We start from the raw sequence: 16341 nt of genomic DNA on the forward strand, positions 1-16341 counted from the left end.
GAAATTTGCTTATACTCTTAATTTGATAACGGACAAATCCGTCTTTTCCTAATGAGAACTATTCCGTTCAGAAAAGATGCTCCAGGGCTACCTTCTAACATAACTATCTAGAGAATCTCCCAGCTAATGATTCTCCTCTCTGAAGACGTTTCTTGTTATACTCTTCCCCTTCAAGGCATTTATATGATTGTTAATTATTATATACAATAGTGTAAAAAACGAAACCTTATTCGTCAAGATAAATTTAATACTACAGCTTTTTGAGTAAAAAAAAGAAGATAAGTAACATCCTCTACTTATCTTCTTTATCCGTTCCCTTGCTGGGCAGCTTGTAATTGCGAAAGAAAATATTCTATATTACTAACGAGCCAATGCGCTTGTTGCAAACTCTTTACTCCGAGAAGTTCATTTTCCTCATTACGCCGCTCTCTTCTTTTCTTATAAGACTGGATTTGCCGAATAAATTGCGATGGATACGTCATATACGCAAACATGAGTAGTTGCTCTTCTTTCGTAAAAGGGAAATTTTTTTGATACATTTGATACCATTCAAACCGATCACTTCGCGCAATTGGATATGTGTTTAAAGACCGAGAATAAAAGCCTACAATATCTTGCACAGGTGTTGCAAACTTCGATTTTTCTAAACTAATAAAATAGCCATTCCGTTCATAATCAAATAAAAAATGATTAAGCGATACGTTACCATGTACAAAAGTAATGCGCGTTGTTTCTTTTTCTTTCATTGCATCGTTCCACTCATTTAATTGCTTCGTCGCAAACTCACGCGCCCTCATTACATGATGATAGTACGTACAATATTGCAATTCAAACGGAGACATATACCACTTCGCTTCAGATTCTACAAGAAACTCTTCTAACATCTCTCCATCACTTTCCCAGCGATCGGATATATTTGTATAATGTTTTTCTAAATCCTCTTCTGTATACGTTTCTTCTTTTACCGTTTTTTGATGCAACGTTCCGAGAGTCTGAAACATTTTATGGTATTGATCATTATCCTCGCCGTTCCCTTCCGCACGCTCTAACCAAGGCATTAAATAATAATTATACGTACCGTCACTTAAAATATAATTTCCATCCGTCGCATGGTATATAGGTACATAATTTGAAAAACCTTTCTCCTTTAAATATTGAATATGGTGCAAAAAGTTATTCCGCTCTAACTTCCTGCCTTCTATTTTCTTGAGCGCATATGGACCTTGATTCGTATAAATTTTCGTCACGCTTCCGTGTTCTTCCATATGCTGCGTATCCAATCTATATTGCCTTACAATGGGTTCATAGCGATTTCGTAATTCCATATCCATACGAATAACCCTTTCTATTCAAAACATAGCCTTTAGAAAAATAAGTGAGTGAAAACACTCACTTATTTCGCTTTTGCTCTTGAAACAGGAATATAAATAATTTGTCCTGTAGTTAAATATATATCTTCTGTTTGATTGACACGGTATAAGTTTTGTACAGATGTTTCATAACGTTCTGCAACAGATTCAATCGTATCTCCTTCTTGCACGAAATACATTCTTAACTTTGTAAATTCTTCTTCCGGTTCTTTCGTAAATAATTTCGTTAAATAAAGCGCATTTTCATCTCGCTGTGAATACGTTTCTTCTTCTTGCTCTTCTTGTTTTTTCGCTTTTTCTTTCTTGAAATCTTTTCGTCCGAACAATTCAAATTGCGGCGTTGTTTCTTTCTCCTCTTCACGCTCTACAAATTCATGTTCTTCTATTTCCTCTTCTTCTACTTCCTGCTCTTTTCTTTCTTCTAGTTGGAACGGTTCAAACGCGTAATCTTCCCACTCATCTGATTCCTTATAAGCTGGTTCTTCTACTTGCGGCGTCGGTCTATTTTCATCCTCTTGCGCTGAATCAACTTCCAACTCAGCATACGCCGTTTCTTTCTCTTCCTCTTCATCCTCGATGCGTTCTTCATCACATAATCCTGTAATAGATATATCCGCTAATAATTGTAAGCAACCATTTTCCTTTAATTCATAATCAAATTCCTCGATGGATACATATAGTTCTTCAATTACTTTCACACGGTTTCTTGGGATCGATATTTCAAGCGGAAAGGAATGAACAAGTTCATTAACCCCATCTTCTCTCGTTTCTACATAATCAATTGACTTCGCTGGCGATAAATCTCTTAATGAATAAGCTGAATCATCTTGCCTTGCAACATACTCTCCCGTTAAATCTAATTGCCCTCTCACAATAACCTCATGATCAAGCTCTTCTATCTCAACGTCTGGATCTAACGAAATTGACAAAAGTTCTTCGACTTCCTGTCCTTTTTGGAACCAAACAGATTCTTTTAATGAAAAACGTAATGAATGATCTGTTGCCACTTCTTTTCCCCCTCCCAAACTATATGTCATTACAGATTTATGTACGGAAAGCTGACTTTATGAATAAAAAAAAATCGCTCCCCTTACGGAGAGCGATTTTCTTTATTCAATTAAGCTTTTAATTTTGACATTGCAATTTCAGCCGCTGCAATCGTCGCTTCAATATCAGCATCACTATGTGCTGTCGATAAGAATAAACCTTCGAATTGAGATGGCGGTAAAAATACCCCTTGTTCTACCATTTCACGATAGTAAGCCGCAAAGAACTCTAAGTTTGAAGATTTTGCTGCATCGTAATTAATAACTGGTTCATCTGTAAAGAAGATACCAATCATAGAACCCGCACGATTGATATGATGTGGAATGCCATGTTTTTCAGCCGCTTTACGTAAGCCAGCTTCTAACATTTCAGCTTTACGCTCAAATTCTACATACGATTCTGGCGTTAACTGTACTAACGTTTCATAACCTGCTGCCATTGCTAGTGGGTTACCTGATAAAGTACCTGCTTGATAAATCGGTCCGCTCGGTGCAACTTGGCGCATAATTTCTGCTTTACCACCGTATGCTCCTACCGGTAATCCACCACCGATTACTTTACCTAAACAAGTTAAATCAGGTGTTACACCGTAATAACCTTGTCCACAATTATAAGCAACACGGAATCCTGTCATTACTTCATCAAAAATAAGCAATGCGCCATTTTGCTCTGTTACTTCACGAAGACCTTCTAAAAATCCTGGTTGCGGAGGAACAACACCCATATTCCCTGCTACTGGTTCTACAATGACACAAGCAATATCATCACCGAATTGTTCGAAAGCGTATTTCACACTTTCTAAATCGTTATACGCTACTGTAATCGTATTTTTCGCTACACCTTCTGGTACACCAGGGCTATCTGGTAAACCTAGCGTCGCTACCCCAGAACCCGCTTTAATTAATAACGAGTCACCATGACCGTGATAACAACCGATAAATTTCAAAATTTTGTTACGCCCTGTATAACCACGAGCTAAACGTAGCGCACTCATTGTCGCTTCTGTTCCAGAGTTAACCATACGCACAATCTCAATTGATGGAACACGCTCAATAACAAGTTTCGCTAATTTATTTTCAATTTCCGTTGGAGCACCGAAGCTCGTACCTTTTTCAGCAACAGCTTTTAAAGCCTCAACAACACAATCATTTGCATGACCATGAATTAATGGACCCCATGATAATACGTAATCGATGTATTCATTTCCATCGATATCATATACTTTAGAGCCTTTTCCACGCTCCATAAACAACGGATTCATACCGACAGACTTAAAAGCACGAACTGGGCTATTTACGCCACCAGGCATTAAATCTTGAGCCTCTTCAAACGCTGCAATCGACTTATCAAACTTTTTCATTATTTAGCGCCTCCTTCTTGTAACCATCTTGCTGCATCTTTCGCATGATACGTAATAATTAAATCTGCTCCTGCGCGTTTCATACTAATTAATTTTTCAAGTACAACTTCTTTTTCATTAATCCAGCCATTTTGCGCTGCCGCTTTAATCATTGAATATTCACCGCTTACGTTATAAGCAACGACTGGTAAATTAAAGTTATTTTTCACATCACGAACGATATCTAAGTAAGAAAGAGCTGGCTTTACAATTAAGAAATCTGCCCCTTCCATTACATCTGATTCTGCTTCACGGAATGCTTCCATGCGGTTCGCTGGGTCCATTTGATATGTTTTACGATCACCAAATTGCGGTGCACCATGCGCCGCATCACGGAATGGTCCGTAAAATGCTGATGAATATTTAACAGCGTACGACATAACTGGTACATGTCCAAAACCATTTTCATCTAATGCGTGGCGAATTGCTGTTACGAATCCGTCCATCATGTTTGATGGCGCAATAATGTCCGCTCCTGCTTTCGCTTGGCTTACAGCTGTTTTTGTAAGAACTGCAAGAGACTCGTCATTTAAAATAATACCATCTTCAATTACACCGCAATGACCATGGCTTGTGAATTGGCATAAACATGTATCCGCAACTACTACTAGATCAGGGAATTCACCTTTAATTTGCTGAATCGCACGTTGCACAATTCCATGATCACAATATGCTGATGATCCAACTTCATCTTTTTCAGCAGGTAAACCAAATACAATAACAGAACGAATACCTAAATCAACAACTTCTTGCATTTCAGCTTGCAATAAATCTAAAGATATTTGATATACGCCTGGCATAGAAGGCACTTCATTACGAACATTCTCTCCTTCTAATACAAAAATAGGGTAAATAAAATCTTCCGTATGTAAAAACGTTTCACGCACAAGCGCACGCATGCCTCCACTTTGTCTTAAGCGACGATGACGATTAAATTGTAAAGAGTTCATAGATTTCTATCCCCATTCTTTTATTTTATAGATTCACAAACACATTGTAGTAATGCTTCTACAGTGTACTCTTTCGGCATAATAATATGCGGAAAATAAAGGCTCGCCTCTTTTTCCGTAATAGGCCCTATACAAGCAATTGTACATTTTTTTGTCCATTCTCTCCAGTTTGTATCCTCAAGTAAACGAACAAAACTCGTAACAGTGGAAGGGCTCGTAAATGTAATAATGTCTACTTTCCCTAACTTCAATGCTTCTATAAGCTCTTGCTTTTTCTCTACATTTTCTTTCGTACCATATACGATAAGTTCATCTAGAGAAACACCCATTTCACGAAGCGCAACTGGAATTACGTCTCTTGCTAAATTCCCTTTCGGAAATAAAATACGTTCGTTTCCACTTAATCTTTTTACAAACTCTTCTGCAAATACTTCTGCAACAAATGAAGTTGGAACAAAATCCACTCGATAGCCTCGCTTTTCTAACTCTAACTTTGTTTTCACACCTACTGCAGCAATTTTAGTCGTTACAGGTAGCTTCTGTCTCAAACGATCTAGAAAAAAAGCTACCCCATTTTTACTCGTAAAAATAACCCAGTCATACGAATGTAACTGCCCTGCTATATGTTGAATTTGCCTATGAGACATACCTTCCATACGCAAAAGCGGAATTTCCAATGGAATTCCGCTCTTTTCTTTCACCGCTACACTCATTTGTTTTGCTTGATGCTGGGCACGTGTAATCAATACCGTTTTGCCAGCGAGAGCGTTCATGCTTATTGTTGCTCCTTATTTGCAGCAAGAATGAGTTCTTTTGCGCCTTGGTTAATTAAACGGTCCGCAGCCTCTAATCCTACTTTCTCTGGATCAGTTCCTACTACTGTCTCTTTCAATAAAACAGAACCGTCCATAGACCCGACAAGAGCTGTTAATTCGATTGCATCGTTTTCCGTAAGAGTTGCATATCCAGCGATCGGAACTTGGCATCCCCCTTCAAGTTTATGAAGAAATACGCGTTCTGCTGCCACTGTTTTTTCTGTTACTCCATCATTCATATGAGCTAACAACTGCAGTAAATCTTTATCATCCTCACGACACTCAATCGCTAATGCACCTTGTCCTACAGCAGGTACACATAACGTCTCATCTAAATGTTCTGTAATAACTTCATTATCCCAGCCCATTCTTTGTAATCCCGCTGTCGCTAAAATAATTGCATCGTAATCTTCTTCTTTTAATTTGCGTAAACGTGTATCGATATTTCCGCGAATCCACTTCACTTGTAAGTCTGGTCTCGCAGCGAGTAGCTGTGCACTACGTCTTAAACTACTCGTACCTAAAATAGCGCCTTCTGCTAACTCTTTAAACGACGCTCCGTTTTTTGAGATAAAAGCATCACGAGGGTCAACACGCTTTGGTGTACAACCAATCATTAATCCTTCTGGAAGTACGGCCGGCATATCTTTCATACTATGTACAGCCATATCAATTTCTTTCGTAAGTAGCGCATGTTCAATCTCCTTCACAAACAAGCCTTTGCCACCTACTTTTGAAAGAGTAACATCTAAAATTACATCGCCTTTTGTGACGATTTCTTTCACTTCAAATTCATATGGTAAACCTAGCGCTTTTAACTGATCAATAAACCAATTTGTTTGCGTTAATGCTAATTTACTCTTTCGTGACCCTACAATAATTTTGCGCATAATTTTCTCTCCTCATTATAAATACCAAAAGTGGAAGTTGGATAAACTGCTTAATAGAAAAATATTAATTAGCATTACGAGAAATGCTCCGATGTTCCACTGCACGATTTTCTTCCCTTGCAACACATCTGCCGCTCGTAAATATAGGCCAGCACAATATACAAATAGAACGACAAAGGACCCGATTACTTTCGTATCATACCAATGGAAATTGTCCAATTTTGTATATCCCCATATGCATCCTAATAAAATAGCTAGTAAGAAAAATGGAACAGAAAATAAATTTAATCCGTAAGACATCGATTCTAGCTTCGGTAAATTCCCTAACCTTCTTAATCTGGCATTCCATTTTTTCTTTTTTAATAGGCGATATTGCAATAAATACATAATAGAAAAAATGAACGATACAGTAAAAGTTGCATAAGAAATAATAGCCATACCGACATGTACATATACAAGCTCCGAAACTAATTGCTCTGCAAGTATCGGCGACATCTTTCCAAGCGGCGTAAAAATAGAAAAAGCGCTTACGCCAAATGCAACAACATTTGTAAAAAAGACTAAAAAATCGATTCTCATAAATCGATTAATGACTAACGACATCGTAATCAATAGCCAAACATAAAAATAAATACCTGATAATAAGGTTAAAAGGGGGTTCGTTTCTGAATCTGTAGCTCTAAGCAACATAAAAATAGAATGCAGAACCCATACAATCGAAAGTAACCAAAAAGCAAATCGGTTCGCCTTTCGGTTACTTTGGAAATAATCTATAAAATATAAACTAATGCTACAAGCATATAAAATAATTGCAATATGATAAATAATACTGTTATTTAAAAAACTCATCCGATCATCCTTCCAAATTATAAAGATGGAACGGATGGTGTCCACGCTCTTTTATGTTCTACTTCTTCCGCACGACTCTCTACGTCTTCCATTTCTAAATCGAAAATCTTTGCAAATAACGCTAATTTTTCGTCTGCTCCCTCTTCAGCAGCTATTTCTTTCGCTACTAAAATTGGGTCTTTTAATAATTGATTAATAATACTTTTCGTATGCTTACTAATTACTTTTCTCTCACGATCACTAAGATTCGGTATTTTTCGTTCCAGACTTTCCATCGTTTCACTTTGGATAGCAAGTGCCTTATCACGAAGGGCTGATATTAACGGAACGACACCAAGTGTACTTAACCACGTTTTAAATACAACAATTTCCTCTTCAATCATAAATTGAATTTTCTCTGCTTCTTTCAAACGCTCAGCACGGTTCGCTTCCACTACTCCTTGCAAATCATCAATGTCATACAAGAAAGAACCTTCTAGCTCATCAATTGCTGGATCAATATCACGCGGCACTGCAATATCAACCATAAATAATGGACGACCAGAGCGCATTTTCTCTACCTTTGTCATCATCTCTTTCGTAATGACATAATCCGATGCACCAGTTGAACTAATTAAAATATCAGCTTCTAATAATGCACATTGTAATTCACTTAAAGGTTTTGCGTGTCCCATATATTTCTCAGCCATTATTTCTGCTTTTGAAAGCGTTCTATTCATGACTGTTACTTTACGAGCACCACTTCCATATAAGTTTTGTAGTGCAAGTTCACCCATTTTACCAGCACCAAGAATAAGTACGTGACAATCTGTTAACTCGCCAAATATTTTCTTCCCAAGCTCAACAGCAGCATAACTAACAGACATCGCGCTTTCACCAATTGTCGTTTCTGAGTGAGCACGTTTCGCCAATGTAATAACTTGCTTAAACAATTCATTAAAAATTGTCCCTGTTGCTTTTACTTGTTGCGCTTCTAAAAAGCTATCTTTTATTTGACCTAAAATTTGCGTCTCTCCAACTACCATAGAATCTAAACCGCACGTTACGCGGAATAAATGATCGATTGCACCATCTTGTTCAAAAATAGTTAAATATGGTGCGACTTCTTCTATTTCAAGCTGAAACCAATCAGCTAAAAACTTCTTAATATAATACCGTCCCGTGTGTAATTGATCGACAACAGCATAAACCTCAGTGCGATTACAAGTTGATACAATGACATTCTCTAACACGCTCTTTTGATTTTGTAATGTAGTCATTGCTTGCTCTAGCTCTGCTGCCTGAAATGTGAGTTTCTCACGAAATTCTACAGGGGCTGTTCGATAATTTACACTAACAACAAGAATATGCACGCAGCATGTCCCCCTTCACCCGTTTTATCACTTTATCTACTATCATAATACAACTTTCCTCTTATGAATCTGACAATCGTGTGAACAACCGATTATTTTTTTATTTATTCTCCATATGTAAGAAAGGAGATTCAGTAAAATGAATAAAATTTTTCTACTTTATAATGATTATAAATTAATAACTCTATTTGTACGTTACCAAAAAAAGCCCTCATAATCAAGTGATGGAAACTATTCCATATAAATTATAACATCATCTTTCCTATCTTCTTTCATCATGAAGGAAAATATGTATGATTGTTCCAAATTGTAGCACAAACTTTCTCAATAAAATGTATTTGACATTGTATTTCTTTTTCGTTATATTGATTTTACAAAATTAAATTGTGCACAACTTAATTAGAAAGGAGTCATTCATGACAGAAGATTCTTTGCATCTAGATAATCAACTTTGTTTTTCTATTTACGCTTGTTCTAGAGAGGTTACACGCTTTTACCGACCATATTTAGAAGAAATGGGCATTACGTATCCACAGTACATTACTTTACTCGTACTATGGGAGCAAGATGGATTAACAGTAAAAGAAATTGGAGAACGTCTATTTTTAGATTCCGGTACGTTAACACCTATGTTAAAACGAATGGAATCATTAAACCTTGTAAAACGCGTTCGTTCCAAAGAAGATGAGCGAAAAGTGTGTATTGAATTAACAGAACAAGGAAAAGATTTACAAGATAAGGCTTGTTCATTGCCGACAACGATGGCAACAAATTTAGGAATTACAGAACAAGAATATCGTTCTTTATTAATTCAATTAAATAAACTAATTGAAACAATGAAAACAATTAATGATAGAAAAGGGGAATAAACATGGATAAATTATATACTGCTTCAGTAACTGCTACAGGTGGAAGAAATGGAAAAGTAGTATCAGATGATGGCATATTAAATCTTGATGTGAAAATGCCGAAAGCACTAGGTGGTGCAGGCGGAGAGGCAACAAATCCAGAACAACTATTTGCTGCTGGTTACGCTGCTTGTTTTGATAGTGCATTACAACTTGTCATTCGTACGAAACGTGTGAAAGTAGAAAGTACAGAAGTAACTGCTCACGTTTCTATCGGAAAAGATACAGATGGTGGTTTCGGCCTATCTGCTGTACTTGATGTACATGTCGCTGGCGTTTCACATAGCGAAGCACAAGAACTTGTAGAAGCCGCTCACGGTGTATGTCCTTACTCTAAAGCAACACGAGGAAATATTGAGGTTACATTAAACGTACGCTAAAAGTGTATAAAGAAAAAAACGCGCGACATTCGTCACGCGTTTTTTGTTTTTGTAAATTTATGAATTGCTTTCCATGCTTCTTCTTTCCCAAGTCCTGTTTCAGAAGAGAATAGAACGACTTCATCGCCACTTTCAATATCAAGCGTTTCTTTTACAACTTTTAAATGCTTTTGCCATTTCCCTTTCGGAATTTTATCGGCTTTCGTTGCAATAATAATGGTTGGAATGTCATAATGCTTTAAGAAATCATACATCATTACATCATCATTTGTTGGTTTGTGACGTAAATCAACTACTAATACAGCTGCATCTAATTGCTCACGTGTTGTAAAATACGTTTCAATCATTTTACCCCAAGCCGCGCGCTCTGTTTTAGATACTTTCGCATATCCGTAACCTGGAACGTCCACAAAGTGCATCATCTCATTAATTAAGAAGAAGTTTAATGTTTGTGTTTTTCCTGGTTTAGAAGAAATACGTACTAACTTTTTACGATTTAAAATTTTATTAATAAAGGAAGACTTCCCGACATTTGAACGACCTGCTAATGCAATTTCTGGTAAGTCACCGTCTGGATATTGTTCTGGTTTAACAGCACTAATTACAATGTCTGCTTTTGTTACTTTCATTGTTTCACTCCTACTAATGCGTGCTCCAATACTTCATCTAAATGAGATGCAAGCACAAACGTAAGGTTTTCTTTTACGCTCTCTGGAATATCATCTAAATCTTTCTCATTTTCCGCTGGTAAAATAATCTTTGTTAAACCTGCGCGGTGAGCACTTAATGTTTTTTCTTTTAAACCACCAATCGGTAATACACGACCACGAAGTGTAATTTCACCTGTCATCCCCACTTCTTTACTTACAGGAATACCTGTTAGCGCAGAAATAAGTGCCGTTGCCATCGTAATACCTGCTGACGGTCCATCCTTTGGAACTGCTCCTTCTGGAACATGAATATGAATATCATTTTTCTCATGGAAATCAGGATCAATCTGAAGCTCTTCTGCACGAGAACGAATATAGCTAAACGCTGCTTGTGCGGATTCTTTCATAACATCCCCAAGTTTCCCTGTTAAAATTAATTTCCCTTTACCTGGCGCTACGGACACTTCGATCGCCAGTGTATCGCCACCTGCTGCCGTATACGCTAAACCTGTCGCCATACCAACTTGGTCTGTTTTTTCAGCTTGCCCATAACGGAATATGTGCTTACCAAGTAAATCAACAACGTTTTTCTCTGTTACTACAATACGCTTACGTTCTGCTGTAACGATAATCTTTGCTGCTTTACGACAAACCTTTGCAATTTGGCGCTCTAATGTACGAACACCAGCCTCACGTGTATAATAGCGGATAATTTCAAGAAGCGCTTCATCACGTACTTGTAAATTACCTTTTCGTAAGCCATGCTCTTTTAATTGTTTCGGCAATAAATGTTCACGAGCAATGTGAACCTTTTCAAGCTCTGTATAGCCAGCAATCGAAATAATTTCCATACGGTCAAGTAACGGACCTGGAATACTGGAAAGTGTATTCGCAGTTGCTACAAACATAACTTTCGATAGATCATATGGTTCTTCAATATAATGATCACTGAAGTTATGGTTTTGTTCTGGGTCTAACACTTCAAGTAATGCTGCTGAAGGATCTCCACGGAAATCGTTAGACATTTTATCAATTTCATCTAATAAGAAGACTGGATTAACTGATTTCACCTTTTTCATACCTTGAATAATACGTCCTGGCATTGCTCCAACGTACGTACGACGGTGACCACGAATTTCAGATTCATCACGCACACCACCAAGGGATACACGGACAAAATTACGATTTAATGATGTTGCAATAGAACGCGCTAACGAAGTTTTTCCGACCCCAGGTGGTCCTACTAAACAAAGGATAGGCCCTTTTAATGAATTCGTTAACTTCTGTACCGCTAAATATTCAAGTACGCGCTCTTTCACTTTCTCAAGACCGTAATGATCTTTGTTTAAAATCTCTTCAGAATGAGCAAGATCAATCATATCTTCTGTTGCCTCTGTCCACGGAAGTGCTAATAACCAATCGATATAATTGCGAATAACACCGCTCTCCGCAGAACTTGCTGGTAACTTTTCATAACGATCTAATTCTTTCAGTGCGGCCTTCATTGTTTCTTCAGGCATTCCTGACTGTTCAATTTTCTCACGAAGTTCTTCAACTTCCCCGCCCTTACCTTCTTTATCGCCAAGTTCAGTTTGAATCGCCTTCATTTGCTCACGTAAAAAATATTCTTTTTGCGTGCGCTCCATTGAACGTTTCACTTTTTGTCCAATTTTCTTTTCTAAACTAAGTAATTCTTGTTCATCTTGAATAATTGAAATAAGTGTATGTAATCGTTCTTTCACAGATATGATTTCTAAAATCTCTTGTTTCTGCTTCGTTTTAATTGGCAAGTGAGAAGCAATTAAATCCGCTAATCTTCCTGGCTCTTCTACATCAGCTACCGTTGCAAATGTTTCATTTGAAACTTTTTTCGAAACTTTAATATATTGTTCGAAATGCTCCAGTAATGTGCGCATAAGAGCTTTCTCTTCTAAATCAGCTTCCACTTCTTCCGTTATCGTTTTAATAGAAACTTGCACTACATTTTCTTCTTCGATAAACTCTACTACTTCTGCTCTATGTAAACCTTCTACAAGGACACGAAGCGTACCGTTCGGCAATTTTAACATTTGCTTCACTTTCGCCACTGTACCTACACTATATATGTCATCTTCTTTCGGATCATCGATATTCATTTCTTTTTGCATTGCTAAAAAGATGATATTTTCATCCATTGCCGCCTGCTCTAGTGCTTGTATCGATTTATCACGTCCTACATCAAGATGCAGAACCATCGTTGGATATACGAGAACGCCTCTTAATGGTAGGAGGGGCACGATTCTTTCATTCGTATTCATACTAGACATAGCACCTCCATAATAAATTAAACTCCTGTTCAACTATTTTATATTACAATACATCTAGATGCAATTGCAGAGATTCTCCGCAACTGTAAATCCCTCGTTTTTTCTCCCTTATAAAAGAAAAAAGACTCCGCTTAAGCATACAAACTTAAACGAAGTCTGGCAAATACTATTATCGTTCATTCTCACATTGATTGTGCATCTGTTTCGTCTATCGTAGTATGTACATCGAGCTCTCGATGTATATTTTCCTGTATAAACGTTAGCTCAAATACTTCCTTCAACTTCCGAACAGGAATAATTTCAATTCCTTTTATTGTATACAAAAATGGTTGCATGTTTTCAGCAGGAATGATAACTTTCTTAGCTCCTGCCTTTTTCGCAGCTTTTATTTTTGCGTACACACCACCGATAGGTTTCACTTCCCCGTGTATACTTATCTCACCAGTCATCGCTACTTCATTATTCACATACGTATGATGCACTGCTGAATACACACCTGTTGCCATAGCAATTCCCGCCGAAGGCCCATCAATCGGGATACCACCTGGAAAATTAATATGTATATCGTACCCTTCTGGCAATACATCTAGAGATCGAAGCACTGTTAATACATTATCTACAGAACCTTTCGCCATACTTTTACGACGAATGGATTTCGTTTGACTACCAATACTTTCCTCTTCAACAATTCCAGTAACATTTACCGATCCTTTATCTTTCGCCTTGATTGCTGTTACTTCAATTTCTAATAACGCGCCTGTATTTGGTCCGTATACAGCAAGTCCATTTACAAGACCGATTCTCGGAATAGGGTAAATGCGTTTTTCATACTTCGGTGTAAGTTGACTAGAGTGAACAACCCACTCTATATCTTCATCTTTAATGAAAGGACGTTCTTCATTTATTGCCATTCCAGCAGAAATTTGTACAAGATTAATCGCTTCTCGCCCATTTCTTGCATACATCCCGATCATTTCAATACCATTTTCACCGATTTGCATTTCCACTTTGTCAGCCGCATTCTTCGCTACTTTTTGAATTTCTTCTGTATCTAACTCACGGAAGAACACCTCTAAACAGCGCGACCGAATAGCAGGAGGAATCTCCTCTGGCGAACGTGTCGTCGCCCCAACTAAGCGAAAATCGGCTGGTAAACCTTTTTGAAAAATGTCATGTATATACGTTGGAATCATCGTATTCTCTTCACTGTAGTATGCACTTTCCAAAAACACTTTCCGATCTTCTAGCACCTTTAACATTTTGTTCATTTGAATCGGATGTAATTCACCTATCTCATCAATAAACAAAATACCACCGTGAGCATCTGTTACCGCACCTTTTTTTGGTTGCGGAATACCTGCTTGCCCCATCGCACCAGCACCTTGATAAATTGGATCATGCACCGAACCAATTAAAGGGTCTGCAATACCACGTTCATCAAACCGAGCTGTCGTCGCATCCAGTTCAATAAATGTTGCATTTGTGCGAAATGGAGATTTTGGATTTCGTTTCGCTTCTTCTAATACGAGACGTGCTGCCGCTGTCTTTCCGACACCTGGCGGACCATATATAATCACATGTTGCGGGTTCGGACCACAAAGAGCCGCTTTTAACGACTTAATCCCGTCCTCTTGCCCTACAATATCTAAAAAGGATGTAGGACGCACCTTTTCCGCAAGCGGCTCTGTTAAAGAAATCTCGCGCATTTTACGAAGCTGTTCTAATTCTTTTTTCGATTCTCGATCAATTGAAACTTTTTGTGTTCGCTGATTTCGAAGTAAATGCCAAAAATACAATCCGACAATTACACCAAAAACAAGTTGAACAAGTAAAAATATATTTGTCCAGCTCATCATTTATTTCCTCCCGCAATGTTTTATCTCTTAGTATTTCCGCGGAGGAACATAGCTAAACATAAAGAAAAACAGCAATTATAAAAATTGCTGTTTCTCCTTCGCATTATGCAGATGTTTTTGTATCAAGTACAGTACCGTCTTGTAACACCAATTTTGGTGCTGCATTATCAGCTACTGTTTCTTTTGTAAGAATACACTTCTCGATATCTTTGCGAGATGGTAGCTCGAACATTACCTCAAGCATTAAGCCTTCAATAATAGAACGAAGTCCACGAGCACCTGTTTTACGTTCAATTGCTTTTTTCGCAATCTCAATTAGTGCGCCTTCTTCAAACTCTAACTCAACATCGTCAAGCTCCAATAGTTTTTGGAATTGCTTAACAAGTGCATTTTTCGGTTTCGTTAAAATATCAACAAGAGCATCTTCATCAAGCGGCTCTAGGTTCGCAATAACTGGAAGACGACCGATAAACTCTGGAATTAAACCAAATCTTAAAAGGTCCTCTGGTAATACGTGAGATAAAACATGCTTCTCATTTACATCAGCATTTTTCTTCTCAGAACCAAATCCAATTACTTTTTCACCAAGACGACGTTTAATAATTGGCTCGATGCCATCAAACGCTCCACCACAGATGAATAAGATATTCGTTGTATCAATTTGAATAAACTCTTGATGCGGATGCTTACGGCCACCTTGAGGTGGAACGCTTGCTACAGTACCTTCTAAAATTTTCAGAAGTGCCTGCTGCACACCTTCACCAGATACATCACGTGTAATTGATGGATTTTCGGACTTACGTGCCACTTTATCAATCTCATCAATATAAATGATTCCTTTTTCCGCTTTCTCTACATCATAATCAGCTGCTTGGATTAATTTAAGTAAGATGTTTTCTACATCTTCCCCAACGTACCCAGCTTCAGTTAAAGATGTTGCGTCCGCGATTGCAAATGGAACATTTAAAATACGCGCTAACGTTTGTGCCAGTAATGTTTTACCACTACCTGTTGGCCCGATAAGTGCGATATTACTCTTCGCTAATTCTACATCATCAATTTTGCTGTTAGAATTAATGCGTTTGTAATGGTTATATACCGCTACCGCTAGTGCTTTTTTCGCGTTATCTTGTCCGATGACATACTCATCTAAAATTTCACGAATTTCTACCGGTTTCGGTACATCTTTGAATTCTACTTCTTCGTCTTTCGCAAGCTCCTCTTGTACAATTTCAGTACAAAGTTCGATACACTCGTCACAAATGTAAACACCTGGACCTGCAACTAACTTTCGGACTTGCGTTTGTGTTTTACCACAGAAAGAACATTTTAATTGCCCTTTTTCATCATTAAATTTAAACATATTTTCACACCCCTTACAAAGTGCTAACCTCTTGCCTTCGTATGTACACGATAAATGTATCGTATGTAAATACATATTATGTCACTACGTGGCGAGAAATACAAATAATATGACTAGTTATGTACAAATAAAAAGTTTTTAAAACTTTTGAAATATGTATATTCGACTTATTAAGGAAGTTTTCCTTCTTCATCGAAAAGTTTTAT

Annotated in this window: 14 protein-coding genes and 1 other annotated feature (1 of these 15 cut by a window edge); of the genes, 2 read left to right on the forward strand and 12 right to left on the reverse strand. The window is 37.6% G+C overall.

Annotation, left to right across the window (positions count from 1 at the left end; translation table 11 throughout):
• Window positions 1-183: a binding site (T-box leader), on the reverse strand (it extends 50 nt beyond the left edge of the window).
• 122 nt (window positions 184-305) lie between these two features.
• The 8 genes from ysxE to hemA form a co-directional block, all read right to left on the reverse strand.
• A complete protein-coding gene (gene ysxE / locus PSR14_RS23730) occupies window positions 306-1331 on the reverse strand; it encodes a spore coat protein YsxE (protein WP_000367001.1) in 1026 nt (341 codons plus the stop codon).
• 62 nt (window positions 1332-1393) lie between these two features.
• Entirely contained in the window at window positions 1394-2377 is a 984-nt protein-coding gene (gene spoVID / locus PSR14_RS23735) for a stage VI sporulation protein D (protein ID WP_000179732.1), read from the reverse strand.
• A 110-nt stretch (window positions 2378-2487) separates the two neighbouring features.
• Complete coding sequence (gene hemL / locus PSR14_RS23740) at window positions 2488-3777, reverse strand: glutamate-1-semialdehyde 2,1-aminomutase (RefSeq protein WP_048557562.1); 1290 nt, start codon at window positions 3775-3777, stop codon at window positions 2488-2490.
• Window positions 3777-4766 carry a porphobilinogen synthase gene (gene hemB, locus PSR14_RS23745; protein ID WP_098487260.1) on the reverse strand — a complete coding sequence of 330 codons (990 nt, stop codon included), beginning with the start codon at window positions 4764-4766 and terminating at the stop codon, window positions 3777-3779. The genes hemL and hemB overlap by 1 nt, the downstream gene beginning before the upstream one ends.
• 20 nt (window positions 4767-4786) lie before the next feature.
• Window positions 4787-5539, reverse strand: coding sequence for a uroporphyrinogen-III synthase (gene hemD, locus PSR14_RS23750; RefSeq protein ID WP_098487261.1), 753 nt, complete (start codon window positions 5537-5539; stop codon window positions 4787-4789).
• Between the two features lie 2 nt (window positions 5540-5541).
• Window positions 5542-6471 carry a hydroxymethylbilane synthase gene (gene hemC / locus PSR14_RS23755; protein ID WP_074531883.1) on the reverse strand — a complete coding sequence of 310 codons (930 nt, stop codon included), beginning with the start codon at window positions 6469-6471 and terminating at the stop codon, window positions 5542-5544.
• A gap of 15 nt (window positions 6472-6486) precedes the next feature.
• The gene (locus PSR14_RS23760; RefSeq protein WP_000008993.1) at window positions 6487-7320 is read right to left on the reverse strand and encodes an inner membrane protein YpjD; all 834 of its coding nucleotides are present in this window, start codon (window positions 7318-7320) and stop codon (window positions 6487-6489) included.
• A 17-nt stretch (window positions 7321-7337) separates the two neighbouring features.
• Window positions 7338-8672 (reverse strand): glutamyl-tRNA reductase, encoded by a 1335-nt coding sequence (gene hemA / locus PSR14_RS23765; RefSeq protein WP_000547851.1) that lies wholly within the window; start codon window positions 8670-8672, stop codon window positions 7338-7340.
• 416 nt (window positions 8673-9088) lie between these two features.
• Here hemA and PSR14_RS23770 point away from each other — a divergent pair, with 416 nt between their 5' ends.
• Both PSR14_RS23770 and PSR14_RS23775 read left to right on the forward strand, forming a co-directional pair.
• Complete coding sequence (locus PSR14_RS23770; RefSeq protein WP_000133920.1) at window positions 9089-9541, forward strand: MarR family winged helix-turn-helix transcriptional regulator; 453 nt, start codon at window positions 9089-9091, stop codon at window positions 9539-9541.
• Window positions 9542-9543: 2 nt separating this feature from the next.
• Window positions 9544-9960 carry an organic hydroperoxide resistance protein gene (locus tag PSR14_RS23775; protein WP_000359781.1) on the forward strand — a complete coding sequence of 139 codons (417 nt, stop codon included), beginning with the start codon at window positions 9544-9546 and terminating at the stop codon, window positions 9958-9960.
• Between the two features lie 32 nt (window positions 9961-9992).
• Here PSR14_RS23775 and ysxC read toward each other — a convergent pair whose 3' ends face one another.
• The 4 genes from ysxC to clpX form a co-directional block, all read right to left on the reverse strand.
• Window positions 9993-10589 (reverse strand): ribosome biogenesis GTP-binding protein YsxC, encoded by a 597-nt coding sequence (ysxC, locus tag PSR14_RS23780; protein WP_000869113.1) that lies wholly within the window; start codon window positions 10587-10589, stop codon window positions 9993-9995.
• Window positions 10586-12916, reverse strand: a complete 2331-nt coding sequence (gene lon / locus PSR14_RS23785) for an endopeptidase La (RefSeq protein WP_071741879.1) — start codon at window positions 12914-12916, stop codon at window positions 10586-10588. Before lon ends, ysxC begins: the two co-directional genes overlap by 4 nt.
• A gap of 182 nt (window positions 12917-13098) precedes the next feature.
• Window positions 13099-14769, reverse strand: coding sequence for an ATP-dependent protease LonB (gene lonB / locus PSR14_RS23790; protein ID WP_025991615.1), 1671 nt, complete (start codon window positions 14767-14769; stop codon window positions 13099-13101).
• A gap of 106 nt (window positions 14770-14875) precedes the next feature.
• A complete protein-coding gene (gene clpX / locus PSR14_RS23795; RefSeq protein ID WP_000472282.1) occupies window positions 14876-16135 on the reverse strand; it encodes an ATP-dependent protease ATP-binding subunit ClpX in 1260 nt (419 codons plus the stop codon).
• Window positions 16136-16341: the final 206 nt, after the last annotated feature.

Source organism: Bacillus sp. A01H (assembly GCF_045277205.1).
Taxonomy (GTDB): Bacteria; Bacillota; Bacilli; order Bacillales; family Bacillaceae_G; genus Bacillus_A; species Bacillus_A paranthracis.

Bases quoted from the DNA above. Each gene is read 5' to 3' on its own strand.
- lonB (WP_025991615.1), bottom strand. From the start codon at position 14,769: ATGAGCTGGACAAATATATTTTTACTTGTTCAACTTGTTTTTGGTGTA.
- hemB (WP_098487260.1), bottom strand. From the start codon at position 4,766: ATGAACTCTTTACAATTTAATCGTCATCGTCGCTTAAGACAAAGTGGA.
- PSR14_RS23770 (WP_000133920.1), top strand. From the start codon at position 9,089: ATGACAGAAGATTCTTTGCATCTAGATAATCAACTTTGTTTTTCTATT.
- ysxE (WP_000367001.1), bottom strand. From the start codon at position 1,331: ATGGATATGGAATTACGAAATCGCTATGAACCCATTGTAAGGCAATAT.
- PSR14_RS23775 (WP_000359781.1), top strand. From the start codon at position 9,544: ATGGATAAATTATATACTGCTTCAGTAACTGCTACAGGTGGAAGAAAT.
- hemC (WP_074531883.1), bottom strand. From the start codon at position 6,471: ATGCGCAAAATTATTGTAGGGTCACGAAAGAGTAAATTAGCATTAACG.
- hemL (WP_048557562.1), bottom strand. From the start codon at position 3,777: ATGAAAAAGTTTGATAAGTCGATTGCAGCGTTTGAAGAGGCTCAAGAT.
- lon (WP_071741879.1), bottom strand. From the start codon at position 12,916: ATGTCTAGTATGAATACGAATGAAAGAATCGTGCCCCTCCTACCATTA.
- PSR14_RS23760 (WP_000008993.1), bottom strand. From the start codon at position 7,320: ATGAGTTTTTTAAATAACAGTATTATTTATCATATTGCAATTATTTTA.
- hemD (WP_098487261.1), bottom strand. From the start codon at position 5,539: ATGAACGCTCTCGCTGGCAAAACGGTATTGATTACACGTGCCCAGCAT.
- ysxC (WP_000869113.1), bottom strand. From the start codon at position 10,589: ATGAAAGTAACAAAAGCAGACATTGTAATTAGTGCTGTTAAACCAGAA.
- clpX (WP_000472282.1), bottom strand. From the start codon at position 16,135: ATGTTTAAATTTAATGATGAAAAAGGGCAATTAAAATGTTCTTTCTGT.